Below are 25,984 nucleotides of genomic sequence, written 5' to 3'. Positions count from 1 at the left end.
ACGAAAGAGTAACGCTATTTGTTGATAACTTTAAAAATAATACAAAATGGATTTCTATGTCATTTTATGGAATTATAAATAAATCCTAATATAGATTATGGTTGTTTCCTTTTTCATAAATTTGACAAAAATTAAATCCATTGAAGAAACCGCTATTTTTCATTCGTTGTTGCTTGCTATTGCTTTGTACTAATTTGATTTTGGCGCAAGCACCAAAAAAAATTGTTGTAGAACATTCTGATTATTTTGATGTTAATCAAGTTGAAATACCAGATGCTGTTTTGCTTACCGGAAACGTACGTGTGAATCATGACGGAGTAGTTTTAACATGTAATAAAGCCTATTACTTTCAAAAGGAAAATTACATTAAGGCTTTTGGAAATGTACAATTAGTTCAAGGAGATACTTTATTTTTAAACAGTAAATATGCCGAATACAATGGAAATGTAAAAAAAGCATTTGCTACCGGAAATGCAGTTATGAATTCTCCGGATGCTACTTTGGCTACAGACACCATCAACTTTGACAGAAACAACCAGGAAGTGTTTTACAATTCGCCGGGAACAATCGTAAATAAGGATAATACTTTAAAAAGCAAATCAGGAAAATACTATGTTGCCGAAAAAAAATTCCAATTTCTTACGGCAGTTACTATCACTAATCCAACGTACGTAATAAAAACAAATCATTTGGATTATTTTAGTAATTCGGGGCATTCCTATCTTTTTGGACCTTCCACAATTACCAGTAAAGCTAATTATATTTATACTGAAAAAGGTTTTTATGATACCAAAAAAAATCTTGCCCATTTTCTCAATAAATCCTATATAAGATATGATGATCGGGTTATAAAGGGCGATAGTTTGTATTATGACCGAAACAGGGAATTTGCATCGGCAACACGAAATGTCAAAATAACGGATTCTATCAATCGCGGAATTGTTAAAGGAAATTATGCCGAAATATATAAAAAACAAGATTCTATGTTTGTAACCAAAAGAGCTGTTGCTGTAAACTTTGTCGAAAATGACTCGGTTTATATTCATGGCAAAAAATTAATGGTTACCGGTAAAGAAGGGAATCGTATTATTCGGGCGTTCAACAATGTTCGATTTTATAAAACAGACATGAGTGGCAAATGTGATTCGATTCATTCGAGTTCAAAAACAGCCTTAACAAAACTGATAGGAAATCCGATACTTTGGAATGGCGAAAACCAAATTACAGGCGACGTTATGCACCTTATTGGAAATAACAACACCCAAGAACTCGATTCGCTCAAAGTCCTCAATAATACTTTCCTGGTCTCGAAAGATACGCTGGGAACGGGCTATAATCAAGTGAAAGGACAAAACCTCTATGGTAAGTTTATAGAAGGAAAATTGCACGAGGTAGATATTGTAAAAAATGCGGAGGTCATCTATTACATGCGAAACGATGCTAAAGAACTCATTGGAATCAACAAAAATGTGAGCAGTAAAATCAATATCATTTTTGATAAAAATGCGATAGAAACCATCACCTTTTTTAAGCAAGTGGATGGTGATATTTATCCTGAAAAAGATTTACCTGAAAATGCACGAAAACTTCGAGGTTTAGTCTGGCGTGGCGATGAAAGAATAAAATCCAAAGACGATATTTTTCCTCCGGAGGAGAATGAAGGCAACGAAAAAATAGCCAAAGAAACCAAAGCTGAAGATGATAAGAAAGGTGTTCCGATGAAAATCCGAAAGGAAACATTGAATTATGATAAGAAAAAAAGCAAAAAATAGTGTTCAGATCGCAAATTTTAGATTGCAGTGTCTTATTATCATGAAGATTAATTAAAAATAGGACACGGATTATTTCGGTTGGTGCAGTACACTTCGTCGCCATTAGCTATTCCTTGCTTTTTTGGTACATCAAAAAAAAAAAAATTAACCAATAATTCTATAAAAAGCCAAGCGAACAATCCTCAAACACTAGTTTTATCGGCTAATTTAGCTTCTCATCGATTTCTTTTTTTTTTGGTTATTTAATGTTCTATCTTGGTTGGTGAAACCATTAAATACTTTCTATTATGAAAAAATTTACCTCCTTTTTCACTTACTTTATACGTGATTTCAAACATGAATTCCCCATTTTATTACAAAGATTGACTAATTTTTAATCTGTCCTTAGAAAAAAATTAGTATTTTAAAACGTAGCTTTTTGGGGTAAAATGATTATACCCCCCATCCAATTAATACTAAACCAATCAAGTAGCTTTGAAGGAAATAATTACAAATTCAAACGTATCAACTAAATCAACTAAATCAACTAACTAAACCACTATGGACTAAAAGTCCATAGATTTGGTTGGCAGACTGAAAGTCTGCAAGAATGAAAAATGTAATACTTAAACACGAATTTCACTAATTTTCACAAATTAATTCGTGGTAATTTGTGAAATTCGTGTTTGATTTTTTTTAGAAGCTAAAAGCGAAATACACTAAAGTGCATAGTTTTAAACTATGCTTGTGACCAATAAAAGTTAATTTATTCTAAATTTTACAAACCACCCCATTTTAGAATCAAAATGGGGTGGTTTTATTGTTTAAAAGAAATATTTTTGTAGCTCAAAATTAAACTCACAAAACCGTGAATACCGATTTCCTAAAATACCAAGCACAAACATCTCCTTATCCATTAGGTATGGAAGTATCGCATGCTGTAGGTTCTTATATTTACGATTCCAACAATAAAAAATACTTGGATTTTGTAGCCGGAGTTTCCGCTTGCGCATTGGGACATCAACATCCGAGAGTTAATCAGGCCATCAAAGATCAGTTAGACAAATATTCGCACGTAATGGTATATGGCGAATATTCACAAAGTCCCGCCGTTCAGTATTGCAAGCTATTGGCCTCACTCCTGCCCGCACCTTTAGACAAAACCTATTTGGTGAATTCAGGAACAGAAGCCATTGAAGGTGCTTTAAAACTCGCCAGACGAACTACCGGAAGAAGCCAACTGATTTCGTGTCACAATGCCTATCACGGGAACACCATGGGTTCTATGAGCGTCATGGGATTTGAAGAACGCAAACAAATTTTTCGTCCGTTGATTCCCGATGTTGATTTCATTACGTTCAACAACGAAGAAGATTTACAAAAAATAACGACCAAAACTGCAGGAATTATTCTGGAAACCATTCAAGGTGGTGCTGGGTTTATACAACCGCATAACGATTTCCTCCAAAAAGTACGTCAACGATGTACCGAAGTGGGTGCTATAATGATCTTGGATGAAATTCAGCCTGGCTTCGGGAGAACGGGAAAACTTTTCGGATTCCAAAATTATGATGTCGTTCCTGATATTGTGGTTATGGGAAAAGGAATGGGCGGCGGCATGCCTGTAGGTGCTTTTACGGCTTCATCAGCCATGATGGATTTGTTGAGTCATGACCCAAAACTGGGACACATCACGACTTTTGGGGGTCACCCTGTCATTGCGTCAGCCTGTTTGGCGACTTTGCAGGAAATAACTGAGACCAACCTCATGGCCGAAGCAATGGAGAAAGAAAAGCTATTCAGAACACTTTTGGTACATCCTTTGATAGAAGAAATAAGAGGAAAAGGATTAATGCTGGCCGCAATGACAGAAAGTGCCGATATAACAAACGAAGTGATTCTCAAATGTCAAGACAAAGGACTCATTTTATTCTGGCTGCTATTTGAAGGATGCGCAATTAGAATTACACCGCCACTAACCATTTCCAATGAGGAAATACGTGAAGGCTGTTCCATAATGCTTGAAGTAATGAATGAAATTTTGAACAAGAATATTTAAAAATATCGCAATTGGGAGCTATTTACTTCGTCAGTTCGCTTCGCTCGTGTCCTGCTATCCGTTGCAAATGAAATTCACTGAACTCCAATAAAAACAAGAGTATTGTGAAGTAATCTTTCCTGCCCTGAACGAGTTTCAGGAACCTGAAAACAAGTTCAGGTCAGGAAAGGATTTCCACTCTTATCAGGGCTATGGCATCAGTATTAAACCAAAGCTATTTTTGTTAATTAAATTGTTCACAACAATTCTAACTTTCCCTCACATTACAAGCACGATTACCTAAATTTATTTAGGCCAAATTAAAAACACACAGTATGCAATTAAGCAACGAAGAAGAAGACTATAACTTATCATTGTCTAAATTTGAGTCCATGTTGAAAACCAACAAAGTGCTCTTTTTTGACTCCGAAGAATTTGAAGAAATTATTCTTCATTATCTCGATATGGGTAAGGCCGCTTTGGCAAAAAAAGCGCTCAAACTGGCATTGGAACAACATCCAAAATCTACCGGACTAAAACTGGTCCAAGTGGAAATGCTTGTCTATGATGACAAACTCGAATTAGCCGAAAAGCTATTGAATGAGTTGTACGCCATTGAACCAACCAATGAAGAAATTTACATTCAAAAAGCTAATATTTGTTCTAAAAGAGACCAACACGAAAAGGCGGTTGAATTACTAAACATAGCGTTACAATATACCGATGATTATGCTGATGTCTATAATTTAATGGGCATGGAATATCTTTTTATGGATAATCTTGAAATGGCCAAAGAAAGCTTTATCAAGTGTTTAGAAGAAGATTTGGAAGACCAATCAGCGTTATATAACGTAGTGTATTGTTTTGAATTTTTAGATCAAAATCAAGAGGCTATAACCTATTTGAATAAATATATTGACAAAAACCCATACAGCGAAATCGCCTGGCATCAACTGGGTCGTTTGCATTATGGAGTTAAAGAATATGAAAATGCAATTCGCGCCTTTGATTATGCTACTTTAATCGACGATGAATTCCTTGGTGCTTTCATGGAAAAAGCAAAAGCTTACGAACGTTTAAAAAAATACGCAGAAGCCATAGAAAGTTATAGCAGAACCATAGAATTAGATGATGCGACTTCGTATGCTTTACTTCGAATGGGGAAATGCTATGAAAAATTAGGAAACAAAGTTTTAGCATTAAAATATTTCAACAAAACTGTTCATGAAGACCCCCTTTTAGACAAAGGATGGATTGCCATTACTGATTTTTATGTACGCCAAAAAAACTATCAGAAAGCATTATTTTATGTCAACAAAGCATTAGCAATTGACAATCAAAATCGGTTGTATTGGAAACGCTTTGCAACCATTAATAAACAAATGAACTTCTTTGAAGAAGCCGAATTTGGATATAGAAAAGCAGTCGAATTTGGTGATTATCAATTAGACACTTGGTTATTTTGGGTTGATATTCTTCAGTTTTTGGGGGAATTCGAAAGCGCTATTCAAACTTTATTACAAGCATCTGAATATTTTCCGGAAGAAAATGAAGTCGAATACCGTTTGGCTGGATTGTATTTCATGATATCACAAAACACCAAAGCAAAATTCCATTTGAGCAATGCCATGCGATTGAATTTTGACAATTATATTCTTATTGAAGACTTATTCCCAGTGGTTTGGGCAAAAAAAATGGTTCAGAATTATATTGCAAAACATAAAAAATTATAATGGTTGATACAGTTAAAAAACGCTTTGGATTATTAGGACGCAACATTAATTATTCTTTTTCGAAAGGATATTTTACCGATAAATTCAATAATGAAAACTTCACAGGTTGTACCTATGAAAATTTCGATATTCAAGAAATAACTGCTTTTCCAGAGATAATTAAAAATACATCGGATTTAAAAGGATTGAATGTTACCATTCCGTACAAGGAAACGGTAATTCCATTTCTGGATAAATTATCAAAAAAAGCGGAGCAAATAGGGGCTGTAAATACCATTAAAATTACCAAAAAAGGAAAATTAAAAGGGTACAATACAGACTATTATGGTTTCAAGAAATCATTAGAACCTTTATTGCAACCACACCATAAAAAAGCCTTGATTTTAGGCACAGGAGGCGCTTCTAAAGGGGTTGCTTTTGCTCTGGATGAACTGGACATTCCGTACACTTTTGTTTCCAGAGAAGCCAAAGAAAATGCTATCGATTATGACCGAATCAACGCGACAACATTCGATAATTACCAAATCATAATAAATTCCACTCCAGTAGGAACAAGCCCTAATGTGGATGCATTTCCATTAATCCCGTATGAGTTTTTCACGAATAAACACATTGCTTATGATTTGATTTACAATCCTGCTGAAACACAATTCCTTAAAAAAGCCGCAGCACAAGGAGCACAAATCAAAAATGGTTTGGATATGCTTATTTTTCAAGCGGAGAAAGCCTGGAAAATTTGGAATAAATAGTTAAGAAGTTTATTTCTTGTCAATCGAGCGCAGTCGAGATTTTTGTTTTACAGGTATAATTGTTTTAACTCTCGCTTAAACTAATTAATTCCATTAATTAGCATTGAATTTTTAGAGATCGTCTTGTTTTAAAACAGTATAATGCTGTTTTAAAACAAGACGCTTTTTTTTATACAAAAAACGCCCCTTGTGAGGTCACTTTGAATGTTAAATCACTTATTACTTCTCAGAGAGTTTATAAGACATAAAAAAGCCCCGAAGATAGTCGAGGCGCTAAATGTTTTCACAACGGAATAATCCTTATTGTGAATTGCTTTCAAATTGTACTGCAATAATACAACAAAAATTTTATAGTTTGAATGTGGAAAACCGTAAAGTAGTTAATTTTCTTTTGATTAAATTTCGAGAGTAATTTAGATAAACAGAAAAATCATTGTAAAATATAGTTAGAAATGAAGAAAAATATCCTCGGTCTCGATCTCGGCACCACTTCCATCGGTTTCGCACACGTTATAGAAAGCGATATACTTGAACAATCAGAAATTATAAAAATCGGTTCTCGTGTTAATCCTTTATCAACTGATGAACAAACCAATTTTGAAAAAGGAAAACCTGTTTCTGTAAATGCAGATAGAACGCTGAAACGTGGTACAAGGCGAAATTTAGACCGTTACCAAGATAGACGTTCTAATTTAATTGATGCTTTGGCAAAGGCAAATATCATTACAAAAGATACCATTTTAGCCGAAAACGGGAAAAACACCACGCATTCTACTTATGCTTTTCGGGCAAAATCGGCGGTTGGGAAAATTGAAAAAGAAGAATTGGCTAGAGTTTTTTTAGCCATCAATAAAAAAAGAGGTTATAAAAGTAGCCGAAAAGCCAAAAATGAAGATGAAGGTCAGATTATAGACGGAATGGCGGTTGCCAAAAGGCTGTACGAAGAAAATCTCACACCCGGTCAGTTGGCTTATCAATTATTAAAAGATGGCAAAAAATATTTACCGGATTTTTACCGTTCCGATTTGCAGGCAGAATTTGATAAAGCTTGGGATTTTCAAAAGAAATTTTATCCTGAAATTTTCACTGATGAATTGTATAAAGAACTGAAAGGAAAAGGACAACGAGCAACTTCTGCTATTTTTTGGTCGAAATGTGGATTTAATACTGCCGAAAATAAAGGCAACAGAGATGAGAAAAAATTACAAGCTTACAAATGGCGAAGCGAAGCCATCAATAAACAATTAGAAAAGGAAGAAGTTGCGTATGTTTTAACAGAAATCAACAACAATCTCAACAGCTCTAGCGGCTATCTAGGTGCCATTAGCGACCGAAGTAAAGAATTGTATTTTAATAATCAAACCGTTGGGCAATATTTGTATGAGCAATTAAAGAAAAATCCGCATACGAGATTAAAAAATCAGGTATTTTATCGCCAAGATTATTTAGATGAATTTGAAAAAATATGGGAAACACAAGCGAAATTTTATGTTGAATTAACCAATGAATTAAAAACCGAAATTCGGGATATTGTGATTTTTTATCAACGGAAACTTAAATCGCAAAAAGGTTTGGTGAGTTTTTGTGAGTTTGAAAGCCAAGAAAAAATCATCAACGACCATAAGAAAATCATCGGACTAAAAGTTGCTCCAAAATCTTCGCCTTTGTTTCAAGAATTTAAAATTTGGCAGGTTTTGAATAATGTTTTGGTGCGAAAAAAAGGAAGTAAAAAAAGAGTAGCGAAAGCAACCAATCAGCCTGTATTATTTGACGAAGAAAAAGAGATTTTTGTTTTCGATTTAGAAACCAAACAAAAATTGTTTGATGAATTAAACATTAAAGGCAATTTAAAATCGGCAAAAATCATTGAACTTTTGGGCTATAAACCAGCCGATTGGGAAATGAATTATTCTGAAATAGAAGGTAATAGAACTAATAAAGTTTTATACGATGCTTTCCTAAAAATTTTAGAATTAGAAGGTTACGATGAAGATTTATTGAAATTACAAGGCAAAGATGATATTGATGTTTCGGAATTGAAAGCGCCAGTTGCGGACATAAAAGATATGGTAAAACGTATTTTTGAAATGCTCAACATCAATACCGAAATTTTGGAATTTAACGCCGAATTAGACGGTAAAGATTTTGAAAAACAAGCGTCTTACCAACTTTGGCATTTGCTGTATTCGTATCAGGAAGACAATTCTAAAACAGGAAACGATACTTTATTTAGATTGTTAGAAGAAAAATTTGGCTTCAAAAAAGAACATTCGCAGATTTTGGCAAACGTTGCTTTTTCTGATGATTATGGGAATTTGAGTACGAAAGCCATTCGAAAAATTTATCCACACATAAAAGAATTGACCTATGATAAAGCCTGTTTTCAAGCAGATTACAAGCATTCCGCTTCTTCATTAACCAAAGAAGAAATTGCAAACCGTCCGTTGAAAGATAAATTGGAATTGCTCAAAAAGAACAGTTTAAGAAATCCTGTGGTCGAAAAAATCCTCAATCAGTTGGTAAATGTGGTGAATACCATCATCGAAACCAATAGTAAAAAAGATGTAGACGGAAACATTATAGACTATTTTAAATTTGATGAAATCCGCATCGAACTAGCCCGTGAACTGAAGAAAAATGCCAAAGAGCGGGCAGAAATGACCACAAACATTAATGCTTCAAAAATAGCTCATGAAAAAATTTTCAAGCTTTTGCAAAATGAATTTCACATCAAAAACCCAACCCGAAACGACATTATTCGCTACCGTTTGTATGAAGAATTAAAAAATAACGGCTACAAAGATTTGTATTCTAACACTTATGTGCCAAGAGAAACTTTATTTAGTAAACAAGTTGATATTGAACATATTATTCCGCAATCTAAAGTGTTTGATGATAGTTTTTCTAACAAAACAGTGGTGTTTAGAAAAGACAATCTGGAAAAAGGAAACAAAACAACCTACGATTATATTTCGGGCAAATATGGCGAAAATGGTTTGGAAGAATTTAAGCAAAGAATTGAAATGCTTTTTGAGCAAAACAAGAAAAATAAGGATGAAGGAATTTCTAAAGCCAAATATCAAAAATTATTAAAAACAGAGGCAGAAATTGGCGATGGTTTTATTGATAGAGATTTGCGAGACAGCCAATATATTGCAAAAAAAGCGAGAAATCTGTTGCACGAAATTTGCCGTGTAGTTACGCCGACAACTGGAAGTATTACTGATAGATTAAGGGAAGATTGGGATTTAATCAACATTATGCAAGAGCTTAATTTTGATAAATTCAAGCAATTGGGACTGACCGAAATGGTGGAGAAAAAAGATGGAAGTTTCAAAGAACGAATTGTAGATTGGAGCAAACGTAACGACCATCGCCATCACGCAATGGACGCTTTAACAATTGCATTTACCAAGCACAACCACATTCAATTCCTCAACTTTTTGAATGCCAGAAAAAACGAAAATCACAAAGAGCATAACGCAATTATTGGTATCGAAGGCAAAGAAACCACTTGGAAATACGATGATGAAGGCAACAAAAAACGAGTGTTTAATCTACCCATTCCAAATTTTAGAGAACAAGCCAAAGAACATTTGGAAAACGTGTTGGTTTCGCACAAAGCAAAAAACAAAGTTGTTACGAAAAACAAGAACAAAACCAAATCTAAAAACGGCGAAAAAATAAAGGTAGAACTCACACCGAGAGGACAATTGCACGACCAAACAGTTTATGGACAGAATTGGTGGAGTAGAATAGAATTGTCTAAAAAAATATCTAAAGGAGAAATAGATAAAATTATTGATATAAAAATAAAAGAGTTTTTACAGGATTACATTAAAAGCAATGGAGGTATTGCTAAAGCCTTCTCCGATAAAGAATTGGAACAATTAAAATTCAATGAGAAGCAGTTAAGAGAAGTTGAAGTTTCAATTCCGTGTTACACTCAAAGAATTGACATTGCAAAAGTTTTTACAGACCCACAGAAAACAAATTCTGCAAAAGAGAAAAACCTAAAAAATATTTTAGATTTAGGTGTAAGAAAAATTATTCAAGATAGAGTTGATGAATTTAATGGAGATTTTAAAAAAGCGTTTTCAGATTTAGATAAAAACCCAATTTGGCTAAACGAAGCAAAAGGAATTTCGATAAAAAGAGTTACCATTTCTGGGGTGAAAAATGCCGAATTTTTGCATTACAAAAAAGACCATTTAGGAAACGAAATTTTAGATGATGATGGCAAAAAAATTCCGGTAGATTTTGTGAGTACAGGGAATAATCATCACGTAGCTATTTACAGAGACGAAAAAGGGAATTTACAAGAAAAAGTAGTATCGTTATTTGATGCCGTTCAGCTGGTAAACGCTGGCGAATTTGTAATTGATAAATCGTATAATCAAGGTATCGGTTGGCAATTTCTGTTCACAATGAAACAAAACGAATACTTCATCTTCCCGAACGAAAAAACAGGTTTTAATCCAAAAGATATTGATTTATTAGATACAAAGAATAAAAAATTAATAAGCCCGAATTTGTTTAGGGTACAGAAGTTAGCGACGAAAAATTATTTTTTCAGACATCATTTGGAAACAACTGTTGAAGAAAAGAAAGAATTAAAAGATATTGCATATAAACCACAATTGGGATTAAATGCTATCGGTGAAATTATCAAAGTCCGCCTCAATCATCTTGGTGATATTGTAAAAATTGGAGAATAATTAATTATAGATTAAAAAATCAATAGGATTGGGCTTTAGCCCATTCGACAAAATAGGAATAAATAAAAAAGGCTTTAGCCAAAAACATTTTCGGCTAAAGCCTAATTAGAGATAAATTTTATATCCCCTCCATTTAAAAATGGAGGCAATTCATAAAATGGAGACAATTGATAAAATTCAAAAATCATACAATTTAAACAATAAATTATGCCTTATATCAAAACCTATATTCATTTTGTTTGGAGTACAAAAAATAGAATTTCATTTTTGGACAGTAGAGAATTAAGACAAAAAGTTTGGCAACATATCAAAGAAAATGCCAAAGAGAAAGGAATTTTTGTTGATTTCGTTAATGGATATTCAGATCATTGTCATTGTTTGGTTTCTTTAGGAGCTGATCAAAGTATTCAAAAAATAATGCAACTCATAAAAGGGGAATCTTCGTTTTGGATTAACAAAAACAAATTGTGTTTAGAAAAATTTGAATGGCAAGATGAATATTTTGCTGTTTCTGTTTCGGAATCTATGCTCGATAAAGTTAGAAATTACATTAGAAACCAAGAAGAACATCATAGCAAACAAACATTTCAAGAAGAATACAACAAATTTATTGCTAAATATAAATTTCAAAAAGAATAGAATTTGGCTAAAGCCATTTACATTATTATCATTTTTTCCCCTCCAGCTAAAGCTGGAGGCAATTCAAAAGCTGGAGGCAATTCAAAAGTTGCAGCATTCAATAGAATTAGACTTTAGCACATTCAATATATAATAATTCCAAAATCAATAGGATTGGGCTTTAGCCCATTCAACAAAAAAATTGAGTTAAAAAGGCTTTAGCCAAAAAAATTTGTTAAGCATTTTTTAAAGAAATTGATCATAAATTTGTAAATCAAAAAAAATGATAAAACGCACCCTTTTCTTCGGTAATCCTGCTTATTTGAGCACCAAAAACGAGCAAATAGTAATATCTTATCCCAGCCCCTCCCCAACCCTCCCCGAAGGAGAGGGAGTTAAAAAACAAGAGACCAAAACGGTGGCTATTGAAGATATTGGTGTTATCGTTCTGGAAAACCAACAAATTACAATTACTAATGGTTTGCTCGAAAAACTAATTCATAACAATGTAGCATTAATCAATTGCGACCAATACCATTTGCCTATCGGTTTGTTGATGCCTTTGAACGGTCATACAGAACAATCTGAACGATTCAAAAATCAAATTAATGCTTCTGTCCCGCTCAAAAAGAATTTGTGGCAACAAACCATTAGTGCAAAAATTATGAACCAAGCTGGATTGCTCAAAGAAAAAGGAATTCCGTTCCGAAAAATGGAACTTTGGGCAAAAGAAGTCACATCAGGAGACGCACTCAATCACGAATCAAGAGCGGCAGTATATTATTGGCAGAACCTCATTCAAATAGAAAATTTTACTCGGGGACAAAAAGGAATTCCACCCAATAATTTGTTGAATTATGGCTACGCCATTCTACGGGCTATTACGGCACGAGCTATTGTTAGTTCCGGAATGCTGCCCACTTTAGGTATTTTTCATCGCAACAAATACAATGCCTATTGTCTTGCCGATGATATTATGGAACCGTATCGCCCGTATGTCGATTTGATTGTATGTCACATCATGGAAACCGAAGATACTTTTGAAGAATTGACCATTGACATGAAAAAACAATTATTAAGTATTGCCAGCATCGATGTTTTTATTGACGGAAAAAATAGTCCGTTGATGGTTGCCATGAGTAGAACAACACATTCCTTACACGAATGTTTTGAGGGAACGACAAGGAAAATTTTATACCCTGTTTATGTATGATGAACATTACACCCGTTTAAACCAATATAGAAGTTTGTGGATATTAGTATTTTTTGATCTGCCCACCGAAACACGCAAAGAGCGCAAAATAGCCAGTACATTTCGTAAGAAATTATTAGACGATGGCTTTTCCATGTTTCAATTTTCGATCTATATGCGCTTTTGTGCCAGTAGAGAAAATGCCGAAGTACACACCAAAAGAATAAAAAACAACTTACCCGAACACGGCAAAATTGGCGTCATGCAGATAACCGATAAACAATTTGGGATGATGGAACTTTTTTATGGAAAAAAATTGGTAGAAACAGACAAACCTTCACAACAATTAGAATTATTTTAGTCTTACAGGATTAGAAAAAAGACTAGCGTCCTCTATCACAACATATAAACACCTTTTTTTTTCGATTTCAAAATAAGCTCATAACTGCCAACATATCAAACGATTGAATCGCGGTATGTTGGGAATTATAAGCTAAAATACAATTTTGAAAGCAATTCACAACATGTTGTTAAAATCAATTTCACGAAAATTAGTTGGGAATTATAAGCTAAAATACAATTTTGAAAGCAATTCACAACACGATAAGCGAACGCATTGATTAGTAAAGAGTTGGGAATTATAAGCTAAAATACAATTTTGAAAGCAATTCACAACATTATACAAATCGAAATTAAATTAATTACCGTTGGGAATTATAAGCTAAAATACAATTTTGAAAGCAATTCACAACATACATGGCACATTGTAATACCTTTGGTCTGTTGGGAATTATAAGCTAAAATACAATTTTGAAAGCAATTCACAACTATTGATTGCTGAACAATCAACATTGCAGGGTTGGGAATTATAAGCTAAAATACAATTTTGAAAGCAATTCACAACCCGTGAAGAATATCCAATCGGGACCATTCCGTTGGGAATTATAAGCTAAAATACAATTTTGAAAGCAATTCACAACTTATTGAACCAAACAATTAAGGATACTGATGTTGGGAATTATAAGCTAAAATACAATTTTGAAAGCAATTCACAACAAATAAGGAGTTTCCCGGAGGGGTTTTATGTTGGGAATTATAAGCTAAAATACAATTTTGAAAGCAATTCACAACCAAACGCACCTTGTGCTGGAGCTGCTGGATGTTGGGAATTATAAGCTAAAATACAATTTTGAAAGCAATTCACAACTAAACTACCAAGGTACGCCCGTTAAGATAAGTTGGGAATTATAAGCTAAAATACAATTCGTATTATAAACAACAAACGTCTAATTTAAATCCCAAAACCCTAGCCCTGATTACTTCACTAAACATTTGTTTTCATAGGAGTTCAGCGAATTTCATTTGCAGCGGCATCCTTTTTTATTCGCCTTTTCGGCGAACAAAAAAGATACAGCGAATAGCAGGAAATTGCTTCAAAAAAAACTATTTTTTAACATAAAACGACTATAAATAAAGGATTTATTTTGTAATTTCATGCTCCTTTACTATCTTTCGTGTTCGATAAAAAAAATAGAAACCTTACACATTGAAAAAATGTTAGAAGAAAAGAATGATAACCTGCTGGAAGCAGATGGAAATTTAGAAAACAATTCCGTTGAATCAAGTCAATCCAACACTGAAGTTTTGGAAAAAACAGCATTGTCTGAGCCTATTGATGTGCCTGCAGAAGAAAATGTTGTTATCCCTTCTAATGAAGAATTGCCAGAAACTGCACCTATTGCAGAAACTGAAAATCAAACTGCACTCGATGCAATTGCCGAAACAAATGCCGCCGAAAGTGAAGATGAAACGCTAAAAGAGCGTCACGACATTCCGATGCAGGATTATGACACACTGTCTCTTGAAACACTGGTAGAGGAACTGAAGAGTTTAGTTTCCAGTGAAAAAGTGATGTCTGTAAAAGATCATATTGAAGAAATTAAAAAAGCATTCTTAGCCAAATACAATCATCTTATTGAAGAGAAAAAAGAAGAATTTCTTGCAGAAAATCAAGATGCAAATGAAGAATTTCAATATCACTCTCCATTAAAAACACAATTTGACAAACATTACTCTCTTTTTAGAGATACTAAAAATACACATTTCAAAAGCTTACAAACGAATCTAAAAACCAATTTAGAAAATCGATTGGTGATTGTTGAGGAACTAAAAGAGTTAATCAATCCGCAGGAAAACATCAAGGACACCTTAAAACATTTTAATGATTTACGAGAGCGATGGAAAAATGCAGGACCAATTCCTAAAGACAAATACAATCACGTTTGGAATAATTTCCATTTTCATGTAGAAAATTTCTATGACTATTTGCATCTTGACAGAGAAGCAAGAGACTTGGATTTCAAACATAATTTAGAGCAAAAACAAAAAATTGTCGCACGTGTTGAAGAATTGGTAAAAGAAGCCGATGTCAACAAAGCGTTCAGAGAATTACAAGATTTACATAGAATCTGGAAAGAAGACATTGGGCCTGTTTCTAGAGAACATCGTGATGCCATTTGGAACAAGTTTAGTGATTTGACCAAACAAATGCATGATAAACGCGAAGTTTTATTCGAAAATCAAAGAGGAACGGAACTTGAAAATTTAGAAAAGAAAAAAGAAATTATTTCTAAAATTGAAGTTTTAGCAACTGAGAAAGTGAATGCTCATTCGCAATGGCTGACTCAAATAGAAAAAGTAGAAGTGTTACGTACTGCTTTCTTCTCTGCCGGAAAAGTACCATCGGATGTAAATGAGGAAACTTGGGCTAGTTTCAAAACTGCTGTTAGAAATTTTAATTCTTTCAAAAATTCGTTTTACAAAGACATTAAGAAAGATCAAAACGACAACTTATGCAAAAAAACGGCCCTTGTTGCAAAAGCCAAAGAATTACAGGAAAGTACTGATTTTGCTGCGACTACTCCCATCATGAAACAAATTCAGGATGAGTGGAAACAGATTGGACATGTGCCTAGAAAATACTCAGATAAAATCTGGAAAGAGTTTAAAGATGCCTGTAATCATTATTTTGACAAATTAAAAGAGCAAAAAAATGAAGAAAACAGTGAAGAAGTAGAAGCTTTTGACAATAAAAAAACCTACTTAGAAACGTTGAGAGAATACCAATTGACTGGTGATCACAAGACAGATCTGGATGCTATAAAATTACACATCGAAACCTGGAAAAACTTTGGAAAAGTTCCTTTCCCAAGAAGACATATTGAAGGAAAATTCAATAAAATTCTGGATGCTCTTTTTGAAAAATTGAGTTTGAGTAAAAAAGACACTGATATGATACGTTTTGCCAATAGAATAGACAATTTATCAGAAAGTAATGATACTCGCAAACTGGATAACGAGAAGATATTCCTGATGCGTAAAATTGATGAAGTACAGAATGAAATTTTCCAATTAGAAAATAACATTCAGTTTTTTACCAACACCAGAAATGCAAAAAAAGAAAATTCCATTGTATTAGAAGTTCGTAAAAACATCGCTATCCATAAAGAAAGCCTTGATGTTTGGAAAGAAAAACTAAAACAATTGAGAAATTTGAAAATAGAATAATTTTCAACAATAGTTAAAAATTAGAAACCTCGTTCTTAAATAGTTCGAGGTTTTTTATGCAAAAGACTTTTAGAATTTAAAATTTTAACTTTCATTTATCAGAAAAAGCTACCTAAAGTTAACCGCAAATTTTAAATTTGCAAAATGAATTGGATTCAAAAAACAGTTGTTTTTATTGGGCTTTCGTTGGTTCTTTTATTTGCTTTTAATGCAAGTGAATCATCTATAGAGAAAATCCAATTAGAAAAATCAAGTTCTTCCTTTTCTGCGGACCCCATTCATTCCTCGGTTTTTATTCAACCTCAGGTAAGTGGCACATTTACATTACATTACAAAACTACCGATTATACAATTGCGAAGTATTTTGAAAATTTTCTAATTGTAATTCCGGATTTTAAAGTCAACACATTCTTCTCTCGTTTCGCAAAACAGGACATCAATCGATGTGAAACGGTTTCGCTCCTACTCTTTCCCTTTCATTTTTTTTGGTGATTTAAAGCTCTGATTTAGTAATAGCAGACAAAATTACTTTCTGTTTTTCGAATTGATTCCTTTTGGTTTTCAGTTCAACTTATCATGCTATATAAATAACTCAAAAAATAAAAAAATGGATACATCCGTAACTATAATAGGACTTATACTAACATTACTAATGGGAATTCCTCTTTTCTATGTCATAAGATCTAATTCAATTAACAAAACAAAAATCAAAGCAATAAAAAACGAATTCAGCCAAAACAATCATTTTAATTTTGAATTAACGGAAACCCAAAATAAAAAAGTATTGGCTTTAGACGAAAAAAATAAAGGATTCCTTTTAATGGATTTTAGTTCTAAGGAAGAGGTTGTCTCTTTTGTAAACTTAAATGATGTTCAGTCCTCCAAACTGGTTCATACAACTGAGAATAACACCGATACCATTCTAAAAATTGAATTTGAATTCCTGCACAAAGAAGGCAAGAAAATAGAATTTATCCCATTTTATAAAATGGAGAATGATCAAATTGGTCTAGTCTGTTTGCATGAAGACCATCAATTAGCAAAAAAATGGGTGGGAATTATTGAAAATTGTATTTCCCGTTAACTATTAATTATATGACTATCCGTAATGCAGACTAAAATCATTTCGAATACAATTTTCGTCGTTTGTACATTTATAAAGCATAAATATTAGCCCACAGATTGTACAGATTATACCGATTTACACGGATTTTTTTACTCGGTGAATCAAACTGTTATTTAAATCTGTGCAAAATCCGTTCAATCCGTGTTATCTGTGTGCCATATTTTATCCTTTGGAACATATTGCGGACTGTCATAATTAATTATTATTCACCAAGAGGCTGTTCCAAAAGACAGTCTCTTTTTTTTTGCGAATGCTATTTTAATATGATAATTATCATTTTAAATATTTAGCCGTAATGTTACTTTTGGTTATTGCTAAATGACTTTACCATGAAAAATTCCTTAATTCAAAAGTACAATGTTCCAGGGCCCAGATACACCAGTTATCCAACAGTTCCATATTGGGATGAAACTGATTTTTCGGATAAAATTTGGACCGAAACGCTGAAAAAATCATTTGCAGCAAGTAATAGTTCAGAGGGGATCAGTCTTTATATTCATTTGCCTTTTTGCGAAAGCTTATGCACTTTTTGTGGCTGTAACAAGCGTATCACAAAAAATCATGCCGTTGAAAATCCTTATATTGATGCAGTTTTGAAAGAATGGACTTTCTATTGTAAAATCCTTGGTGAAAAACCAACCATCAAAGAAATTCATTTAGGCGGCGGGACCCCAACATTTTTCTCTCCTAAAAATTTAGAGGATTTAATAAACGGTATTTTTTCCCATGCCAATAAAGCCAAAGACTATGAATTTAGTTTTGAAGGCCACCCTAACAATACCTCACACGAACATTTGCAAAAGCTCTACGATTTAGGTTTTAGAAGAGTGAGTTTTGGCGTTCAGGACTATTCAGAAAAAGTTCAAAAAGCAATTCATAGAGAGCAGCCTTTTCACAATGTCGCAAAAGTTACTTTTTGGGCAAGAGAAATTGGTTATACTTCGATTGGTCACGATATTATTTTTGGATTGCCGTTTCAGGAAATTGAAGATGTTATTGATACCATTGAGAAAACAAAATCATTACAGCCCGACCGATTGGCATTTTATAGTTACGCCCATGTTCCTTGGATTAAAGGGAATGGACAACGCGGATTTAATGATGAAGATATTCCAACGGATGAGAAAAAGCGAATATTGTATGAAACAGGTAAAAAATTATTGTATGAAAACGGGTATCGCGAAATAGGAATGGATCATTTTGCATTAAAAACAGACAGTTTGTATGACGCTTTTCAAAATGGTAAATTGCATCGTAATTTTATGGGCTACAGTTCCTCAAAAACACAATTAATGATTGGTTTAGGTGTTTCTTCCATCAGTGACAGTTGGTATAGCTTTGCTCAAAATGTAAAAGTATTGGAAGATTATTATCAAATCCTGGAATGGAATAAATTACCTGTTTTCAGAGGACATCTATTGACTGATGAAGACCTTGTCATTAGAAAACACATTCTGAATTTAATGTGTCAATTTGAAACTTCCTGGAAAAATAAAGAGGGTTATTTTGACGAAATACCTGAAGTTATACTTCAATTAAAAGAAATAGAAAAAGACGGATTAGTGATTATCGGTGATAAAAGTATCCAAGTCACAGAAAAAGGGAAACCTTATGTACGCAATATTTGTATGGCATTTGATTTGCGTTTGAAAAGAAAAGCTCCAGAAACCGAATTGTTCTCAATGACAATCTAGTGATTGCTACTCTTAAAAAATAAAAAAGTACGCTTAATGGCCTAACGTCTGGACACAAATTTTATACATTAGAATAGAACACAGATTTGACAGATTAAACGGATTCTCACAGATTTTTTTGATTATAACATGAAAAAAACAACATGATTATGACACTTCAGGACACGACTTTTTTAATTAGAATAAAAAAAAAACAAATTTAAATCTGTTAATTTGTTCGATCCGTGTTATCTGTGTTCTATTTTCAGATGTGTCCAGACAGTAGGTTGAAACCTTGCTTTTTAATATATATTTTAAAATTAATGACAATTAGGGTTTGCCTGTACAAACAAACTCATATTGGATGGAGAAATATAAGGAATTCCTAATCCCAAACCTCTTAAAATAAATAACACTCCAATAACAACAGCAAAATAAGGGATTGCTTTTTGGATTCTATTTCGGACAGGCACCGTTAAAAATGAATTAATATACACGACACTGCTCATCATAGGAACGGTTCCTAATCCGAATAATATCATATATAAAACACCCAGACTTTCACTCTGCATGGCAATAGCCCCAAACAAGGCGACATAAACCATTCCACAAGGTAAAAAACCGTTGAGTAAACCAATAGTGAATAATGATTTGTAACTCTTGTTTTTAAACTGACTTCCTAATGCTGTTTTTATTTTAGATATCAATTCAAAAACAGGTTTTGAAAAATTATATTTAGCAAAAAGTTTATTCGGAGTTAAAACTACAATAATCATGGCTACGCCAATGAATATGGATAATTTCTGTTGTAAACCAGCCATAAAAAATCCTTTTCCAACCAGCCCAAAAACAAATCCAATGGTGGCATACGCCGTTAATCTTCCTAAATGATAGGTAATAATTTGGGTGACTTTTTTAGTCTGGTTATTTCTATCAACGGGTAACATCATAGCAATAGGACCACACATACCAATGCAGTGAAAACTACTTATTAAACCGAAAATAAAGGCAGTGTAAAGCATTTTTTTAGTCTAATGTCATAAAGTCAAAAGTCTTAAAGTCAAACGATGGACTTTATGACTTTTGACTTTATGACTAATTGATATATATCGTTTCTTTGGACAAATAGGATTTTCCCTCATATTGCCATTCCATATTAATGTCCCAACGACCGCCTGCCAAACTTTTTTTAGGTATGAGCAAAGTAGGATTAGACAACGAAATTGGAATTTCAAAATCTAATTTTTTGTTAGACGGTCTGTAAAGGGACACTTTTCCTTTAATGTTTTTCGGAATGAATACATCTGGAAATACAATTAGAATTCCCTCTGAAGTAGTCGTTATTTTTGGCTTTTGAGCCAAATTTTGTACGTTTTGAATCCGTCCCATTTCATCTCCAAAATGAGCATCATGCTTGTAATATTCTTCTACAACCAGCTCATTATCATATTTTGAATCGGATTGAACTGTAAAAACAAAATACAAAATGAAGGTCATAAACAAACCAAAAGCAATAACGATTCCTGCTCCCCAATTAATCCCCCTAGCCCCCGAAGGGGGAACTGCTGTTAGAGTATTTAAATCTTTTATATTATTATTTTCCATGTTTTGTACAAATTAAAATTCTATTCCCATTTTCCTTTCCTATTAGAGTTCCCCCATCATGGGTTAGGGGATTTAATCAAAACTTCGAGGACTTAAAAAACTTGTTGTGCTGGTTTCAATTTTTTTATCCCCATTATAAACCTCGATTTTCAATTTTGTTTTATCGCTGTCCAATACATTTTGATTGATTTCAACAAACAGTGTTCCTCCATTCATCCCTTGTTTCGGTACTTTTAAAGCTTGTTTACCAACTACTTTTAAAGCTCCTTTTATACCCACTAATTTGAAATGAATATCATTAAAATCAGTATTGGTTTTATTGATAATTTTAAAAGTATAAACATTACTGATATTATCCCCTTTGTGTTGAAACAATTGTCCTGGCAACCTCAAAATACTGGCTTCGACATCGGAACGTAAAAACAATAATCCAATTAAAATTCCTGTCAAAATAAACAATACAGCGGAATAGCCTTTCATTCTGGGCGTAAATTTGAACTTGACTTTTTTCTCAATTTCATCTTCAGAAGCATAGCGAATCAGTCCTCTAGGCAATCCCACATTGTCCATAATAGTATCGCACTCATCAATACAAGCGGTACAATTAATACATTCCATTTGCGTCCCGTTCCGAATATCAATTCCGGTTGGACAAACGTTCACACATTGTTTACAATCAATACAATCTCCTTTTCCTGTTGCGGCTCTATCCTCCTGTTTATTAAATTTAGCCCTACCAACTTCTTTTTCACCTCGAACAAAATCATAGGCTACATTTATCGATTTATCGTCTAATAAAACGCCTTGCAATCTTCCGTAAGGGCAGGCAATAATACAAACCTGTTCTCTAAACCATGCAAAAATAAAATAGAAAACTCCCGTAAAAATCAATACAGAAACCAAGGTGCTTACATGGTTTTCCGGTCCTTCTTCAATCATTAAAAACAACTTATCGCTACTGATAAGATAGGCAAGAAAGACATTGGCAATAAAAAAAGAAATGATCAGAAATATAGACCACTTAAATCCTTTTTTCCTGATTTTCTCTGCATCCCATTCTTGTTTTTCCAATCGGATCTGAGCACCACGATCGCCTTCAATCCAATATTCAATTCTTCGGAAAACCATTTCTAAAAAGATGGTCTGCGGACAAATCCATCCGCAAAATATACGTCCAAAAATTACCGTAAAAAGGATGACGAAAACGACGCCAATAATCATAAAAAGAACGAAAAGATAAATATCTTGTGGCCAAAATGGAAATCCGAAAATATTAAATCTCCTTTCCAATATATTGAACATCATAAACTGATTGCCATTTATCTTTATAAAGGGATTAGCAACAAGAACAATCAACAAAAAATAACTGACCCATTTTCTATAATCATAAAACTTTCCTGAAGGCTTTTTTGGAAAAATAAATTTTCTGTTTCCTTCTTCATCAATCGTTCCGATGGTATCTCTAAAAGCTTCGTCTGGTAATTTTGACATTTTTTTTATTTTAAACACAAATTTTATTCATTTTTATAAAAAATTTAAAAGCTAAATAAAATTCGTGTTTTTACTTTTTATTTAACCGCTACCGGTACATTTTCATCCACCCATACTTCCCCTTCCGGTGCTTTTGGATCTACAGGATTACTTCCCTTCAATGATATAATGTAACTGGCCACTTTTTGCATTTCTTTTGGTTTCAGCGTTCCTTTCCAAGCAATCATTCCTTTTCCATCTCTACCGCCATTTACCAAAGTATGGAATATGTTTTTTATGCCACCACCTAAAATCCATTGATCGTCCGTTAAGTTTGGTCCAATTTGCCCTCCTCCGTCTGCTCTGTGACAGGCAGCACAATTCGTTGTGAAAATTTCTTTCCCTTCAGCTAAATCTGCAGGTTCTGTTGACAAGGTAACTGTTTTTTCATCCATTAAATCTGGAGCCGTTTTCATATATTCTGCAATATCAATTTTGGCTTGAGCAACTTCTTTTTTAAGTTCCATTTCCTGATTATCAGCCCCTAATACTTCATATTGCACCATATAAACAACCCCAAAAACGATACAAGCATAAAATAAATACACCCACCATGTCGGTAAATTATTATCTAACTCTTTGATGCCGTCGTAATCATGCTCCAATAACAATTGATCTTCATGCTCTAATGACTCGGATTTAGTCACCCTTTTCATCAGATTTTTGTACCATTCACTTTCCTTGAAGCCTAACTCATTTGCTGAATCCAACTTTAATTTCTGCTCTTCTGTCAATAAACTGTATGTAATAGTATCGACTGCACTCAACGTAATTTCTATCGCTATCAGTAAAAAAAGAAATACGAATAAGAAGATAGAAACCATAGGAAATTTTATAAAAGCAGGTCTATCTCCTGAGTCAATAAAATATTCCATTGCCATAAATACAGCAAAGAAAATAACTGGTACTCTAACGTATGCTGGAATTAATTTTTTCATTTTCTGAATTTTAAAAAATTATACTATTTAATTGTCTCTCAATGGAATTTGACTCAATTCATTAATCGTTTCTTTCTTATAGGAGAATACCCATAAACCGAGACCTACAAAAAAGACGAAAAAAATTAATAATGATAAGATGGGATATATCGCCACATCTTCAATCGTTTCCATATTGTGTTTTATTTGTTCGAACATGACTTTTATTTTTTAGCAGTATCTTTTACTTTAATATCGGTTCCAAGTCTTTGCATATAAGCAATCATCGCTACAATTTCTCTTTCGTTCATTGGAACAAATTTTTCTCCTCTTGCTTCCGCTTTTTTCTTGCTTTCATCATAGCTTTTTACAAAGTCAGGATCGTTTTTCAAGCTTTCTTCAATTTCAATAGCTTGTTTTCTTAAATCATCTAAACCACTTGCAACCTGAGCTTCTGTATAAGGTACACCAAGTGTAACCATAGCTTGCATTTTCTTTTGAGTTAAAGAAATATCCATTGGTTTATTGGCAAACAACCATTTGTAACCTGGCATAATTGAACCTGCTGATATACTTTGAGGATTCCAAAAGTGGTTAAAATGCCAATTGTCATTGTATTTTGCTCCAACTCTTAATAAATCCGGGCCCGTACGTTTTGAACCCCAAAGGAATGGATGATCATACACGAATTCCCCTGCTTTAGATTGTGGTCCATAACGTTCTACTTCACTACGGAAAGGACGAACAGACTGCGAGTGACAACCCACACAACCTTCACGAATGTATAAATCGCGACCTTCTAATTCTAATGGAGAATAGGGTTTCACGCTTGCAATTGTTGGAATATTCGATTTTACCATAATCGTTGGTACAATTTGGATAACCCCACCAATTAAAATAGCGACTGTTGCTAAAATGGTTAACTGAATCGGTTTTCTTTCTAACCAAGGGTGAAATTTCTCTCCTTGAACTCTTCCAGAGCTGATTTTCAATAATTCCGGCGCTTCGGCTAATTCATCTTCGATTGAAGCTCCTGCTTTTACTGTTTGAATAACATTATAAACCAAAACAAGCATTCCAATTAAATACAAAGAACCTCCTATTGCTCTCATCCAATACATTGGCATGATTTGAGTTACTGTTTCAAGGAAGTTACCATAGGTTAAAGTTCCGTCTGGATTGAATTGTTTCCACATAGATGCTTGCAAAAAACCTGCAACATACATTGGAATCGTATATAATATAATCCCTAAAGTACCAATCCAAAAGTGAAAATTAGCTAACTTAAGGGAGTACAAACTACTTTTGGTCATTCTAGGAACCAACCAATATATCATACCAAAAGCCATAAATCCATTCCAGGCTAATGCACCTACGTGAACGTGGGCAATAATCCAGTCCGTATAATGCGCTATAGCATTCACATTTTTCAGCGATAACATCGGGCCTTCAAAAGTAGCCATTCCGTAACCTGTAATCGCCACAACAAAGAATTTCAAAACTGGCTCTACACGTACTTTATCCCAAACTCCTCTCAACGTTAAAAGTCCGTTTATCATACCACCCCAAGATGGCGCAATCAACATAATAGAAAAAGCAACTCCTAAATTTTGTGCCCAGTTAGGCAATGCTGAATATAATAAATGGTGCGGTCCAGCCCAGATATAAATAAAAATCAACGACCAAAAGTGAACAATTGATAATCTATAAGAATATACCGGACGATTCGCCGCTTTTGGAACAAAGTAATACATTAATCCTAAGAAAGGTGTTGTCAAGAAAAACGCAACCGCATTATGACCATACCACCATTGTACTAAAGCGTCTTGAACTCCTGCATAAACAGAATAACTTTTCATACCAGAAACCGGCAATGATAAACTATTGAAAATATGTAAAACCGCAACTGTTACGAATGTTGCCAAGTAAAACCAAATCGCAACATATAAATGGCGCTCTCTTCGTTTTAAAATGGTTCCAATCATATTGACACCAAAAACAACCCAAATCAATGCAATCGCAATATCTATTGGCCATTCTAATTCGGCATATTCTTTTGAAGAACTATAACCCAATGGCAATGATATAGCTGCAGCAACAATGATTAATTGCCAACCCCAAAAATTAAGATTACTCAAAAAATCACTGAACATCCTAGCTTTTAACAATCGCTGCAACGAGTAATAAATCCCTGCAAACATTGCATTTCCAACGAAGGCAAAAATAACGGCATTCGTGTGTAAAGGTCTTAATCGACCGTAACTCAACCACGAAATTCCATCAGTTATATTTGGAAAAAGAAACATGAAGGCCAATGTAAGACCCACTAACATTCCTACCACTCCAAAAACGATGGTCGCGTAAATGAATTTTTTTACAATTTTGTTGTCATAATAAAACTGCTGCATTTCCATAAATTAAAATATTAAATGATTGAAAAATTTAAAGATTATTGTTGAAAATTATAAAGTCGTTGGACTTTTGACTTTAGGCTTTTCAACTTTAGACTGAATTAGTTCATCGTCAAAAAGCATTCTGACCGATGGTGTATAATCGTCGTCATACTGGCCTGTTTTTACAGCTCGTATAAAAGCAATAAAAAAACCAATAGCAACTACTATACTGATGGAGATTAATAAATAAATGACACTCATACCTTAATTTGTGTTAACAAAGTTACTTTTACGTTTTGTGGTAAAATATGACATTTGTCATACTTTTGATACATGTTAAACTTATGTGAAATAAAAAATAAAAAACTTACATA

The 25,984-nt window shown here is 33.5% G+C and carries 19 protein-coding genes and 1 CRISPR repeat array; of the genes, 12 read left to right on the top strand and 7 right to left on the bottom strand.

Going from position 1 to position 25,984, the window contains the following annotated elements; translation table 11 throughout:
* The first annotated feature begins 140 nt into the window (after window positions 1–140).
* The 12 genes from ACNO7W_RS10760 (at window position 141) to hemN (ending at window position 19,186) form a co-directional block, all read left to right on the top strand.
* On the top strand, window positions 141–1,772 hold the full coding sequence (locus ACNO7W_RS10760; protein WP_417938131.1) for an OstA-like protein: 1,632 nt from the start codon (window positions 141–143) through the stop codon (window positions 1,770–1,772).
* Between the two features lie 847 nt (window positions 1,773–2,619).
* Window positions 2,620–3,810 (top strand): aspartate aminotransferase family protein, encoded by a 1,191-nt coding sequence (locus ACNO7W_RS10755; protein ID WP_143386687.1) that lies wholly within the window; start codon window positions 2,620–2,622, stop codon window positions 3,808–3,810.
* A 314-nt stretch (window positions 3,811–4,124) separates the two neighbouring features.
* A complete protein-coding gene (locus ACNO7W_RS10750; RefSeq protein WP_143386688.1) occupies window positions 4,125–5,522 on the top strand; it encodes a tetratricopeptide repeat protein in 1,398 nt (465 codons plus the stop codon).
* Window positions 5,522–6,271 carry a shikimate dehydrogenase family protein gene (locus tag ACNO7W_RS10745; RefSeq protein ID WP_417938130.1) on the top strand — a complete coding sequence of 250 codons (750 nt, stop codon included), beginning with the start codon at window positions 5,522–5,524 and terminating at the stop codon, window positions 6,269–6,271. Before ACNO7W_RS10750 ends, ACNO7W_RS10745 begins: the two co-directional genes overlap by 1 nt.
* Before the next feature lie 452 nt (window positions 6,272–6,723).
* Entirely contained in the window at window positions 6,724–10,989 is a 4,266-nt protein-coding gene (gene cas9, locus ACNO7W_RS10740; protein WP_417938129.1) for a type II CRISPR RNA-guided endonuclease Cas9, read from the top strand.
* Between the two features lie 207 nt (window positions 10,990–11,196).
* Window positions 11,197–11,628, top strand: coding sequence for an IS200/IS605 family transposase (gene tnpA, locus ACNO7W_RS10735; RefSeq protein ID WP_417938128.1), 432 nt, complete (start codon window positions 11,197–11,199; stop codon window positions 11,626–11,628).
* A gap of 262 nt (window positions 11,629–11,890) precedes the next feature.
* The gene (gene cas1, locus ACNO7W_RS10730) at window positions 11,891–12,820 is read left to right on the top strand and encodes a type II CRISPR-associated endonuclease Cas1 (protein WP_417938127.1); all 930 of its coding nucleotides are present in this window, start codon (window positions 11,891–11,893) and stop codon (window positions 12,818–12,820) included.
* Window positions 12,813–13,160, top strand: coding sequence for a CRISPR-associated endonuclease Cas2 (gene cas2, locus ACNO7W_RS10725; protein WP_132066196.1), 348 nt, complete (start codon window positions 12,813–12,815; stop codon window positions 13,158–13,160). The genes cas1 and cas2 overlap by 8 nt, the downstream gene beginning before the upstream one ends.
* Before the next feature lie 117 nt (window positions 13,161–13,277).
* A CRISPR array of direct repeats spans window positions 13,278–14,006; the repeat unit is 46 nt; unit sequence GTTGGGAATTATAAGCTAAAATACAATTTTGAAAGCAATTCACAAC.
* 347 nt (window positions 14,007–14,353) lie between these two features.
* Window positions 14,354–16,366, top strand: a complete 2,013-nt coding sequence (locus ACNO7W_RS10720; protein WP_417938126.1) for a DUF349 domain-containing protein — start codon at window positions 14,354–14,356, stop codon at window positions 16,364–16,366.
* Window positions 16,367–16,510: 144 nt separating this feature from the next.
* Window positions 16,511–16,858: a hypothetical protein gene (locus tag ACNO7W_RS10715; RefSeq protein ID WP_417938125.1), complete on the top strand. Its 348-nt coding sequence runs from the start codon at window positions 16,511–16,513 to the stop codon at window positions 16,856–16,858.
* Between the two features lie 115 nt (window positions 16,859–16,973).
* Window positions 16,974–17,450, top strand: a complete 477-nt coding sequence (locus tag ACNO7W_RS10710) for a hypothetical protein (protein ID WP_417938124.1) — start codon at window positions 16,974–16,976, stop codon at window positions 17,448–17,450.
* A 371-nt stretch (window positions 17,451–17,821) separates the two neighbouring features.
* A complete protein-coding gene (hemN, locus tag ACNO7W_RS10705) occupies window positions 17,822–19,186 on the top strand; it encodes an oxygen-independent coproporphyrinogen III oxidase (RefSeq protein WP_417938123.1) in 1,365 nt (454 codons plus the stop codon).
* Window positions 19,187–19,485: 299 nt separating this feature from the next.
* Here hemN and ACNO7W_RS10700 read toward each other — a convergent pair whose 3' ends face one another.
* The 7 genes from ACNO7W_RS10700 to ccoS all read right to left on the bottom strand — a co-directional run bounded on the left by ACNO7W_RS10700 (window position 19,486) and on the right by ccoS (window position 25,871).
* Entirely contained in the window at window positions 19,486–20,187 is a 702-nt protein-coding gene (locus ACNO7W_RS10700; RefSeq protein WP_417938122.1) for a sulfite exporter TauE/SafE family protein, read from the bottom strand.
* Between the two features lie 73 nt (window positions 20,188–20,260).
* Window positions 20,261–20,662: a FixH family protein gene (locus ACNO7W_RS10695; RefSeq protein WP_235890167.1), complete on the bottom strand. Its 402-nt coding sequence runs from the start codon at window positions 20,660–20,662 to the stop codon at window positions 20,261–20,263.
* A gap of 180 nt (window positions 20,663–20,842) precedes the next feature.
* The gene (gene ccoG, locus ACNO7W_RS10690) at window positions 20,843–22,261 is read right to left on the bottom strand and encodes a cytochrome c oxidase accessory protein CcoG (protein WP_417938121.1); all 1,419 of its coding nucleotides are present in this window, start codon (window positions 22,259–22,261) and stop codon (window positions 20,843–20,845) included.
* A gap of 77 nt (window positions 22,262–22,338) precedes the next feature.
* Window positions 22,339–23,238 (bottom strand): cbb3-type cytochrome c oxidase N-terminal domain-containing protein, encoded by a 900-nt coding sequence (locus tag ACNO7W_RS10685; RefSeq protein WP_417938120.1) that lies wholly within the window; start codon window positions 23,236–23,238, stop codon window positions 22,339–22,341.
* Window positions 23,239–23,265: 27 nt separating this feature from the next.
* Window positions 23,266–23,436 carry a CcoQ/FixQ family Cbb3-type cytochrome c oxidase assembly chaperone gene (locus tag ACNO7W_RS10680; protein WP_417938119.1) on the bottom strand — a complete coding sequence of 57 codons (171 nt, stop codon included), beginning with the start codon at window positions 23,434–23,436 and terminating at the stop codon, window positions 23,266–23,268.
* A gap of 5 nt (window positions 23,437–23,441) precedes the next feature.
* A complete protein-coding gene (ccoN, locus tag ACNO7W_RS10675) occupies window positions 23,442–25,631 on the bottom strand; it encodes a cytochrome-c oxidase, cbb3-type subunit I (RefSeq protein ID WP_417938118.1) in 2,190 nt (729 codons plus the stop codon).
* A 48-nt stretch (window positions 25,632–25,679) separates the two neighbouring features.
* The gene (ccoS, locus tag ACNO7W_RS10670; RefSeq protein WP_417938117.1) at window positions 25,680–25,871 is read right to left on the bottom strand and encodes a cbb3-type cytochrome oxidase assembly protein CcoS; all 192 of its coding nucleotides are present in this window, start codon (window positions 25,869–25,871) and stop codon (window positions 25,680–25,682) included.
* Window positions 25,872–25,984: the final 113 nt, after the last annotated feature.

Origin of the sequence: Flavobacterium sp. ZB4R12 (assembly GCF_048276375.1) — a bacterium.
Lineage (GTDB): Bacteria > Bacteroidota > Bacteroidia > Flavobacteriales > Flavobacteriaceae > Flavobacterium > Flavobacterium gawalongense.
The sequence above is the reverse complement of the archived record's forward strand: the minus strand, read 5'-3'. Positions and strand labels throughout refer to the sequence as shown.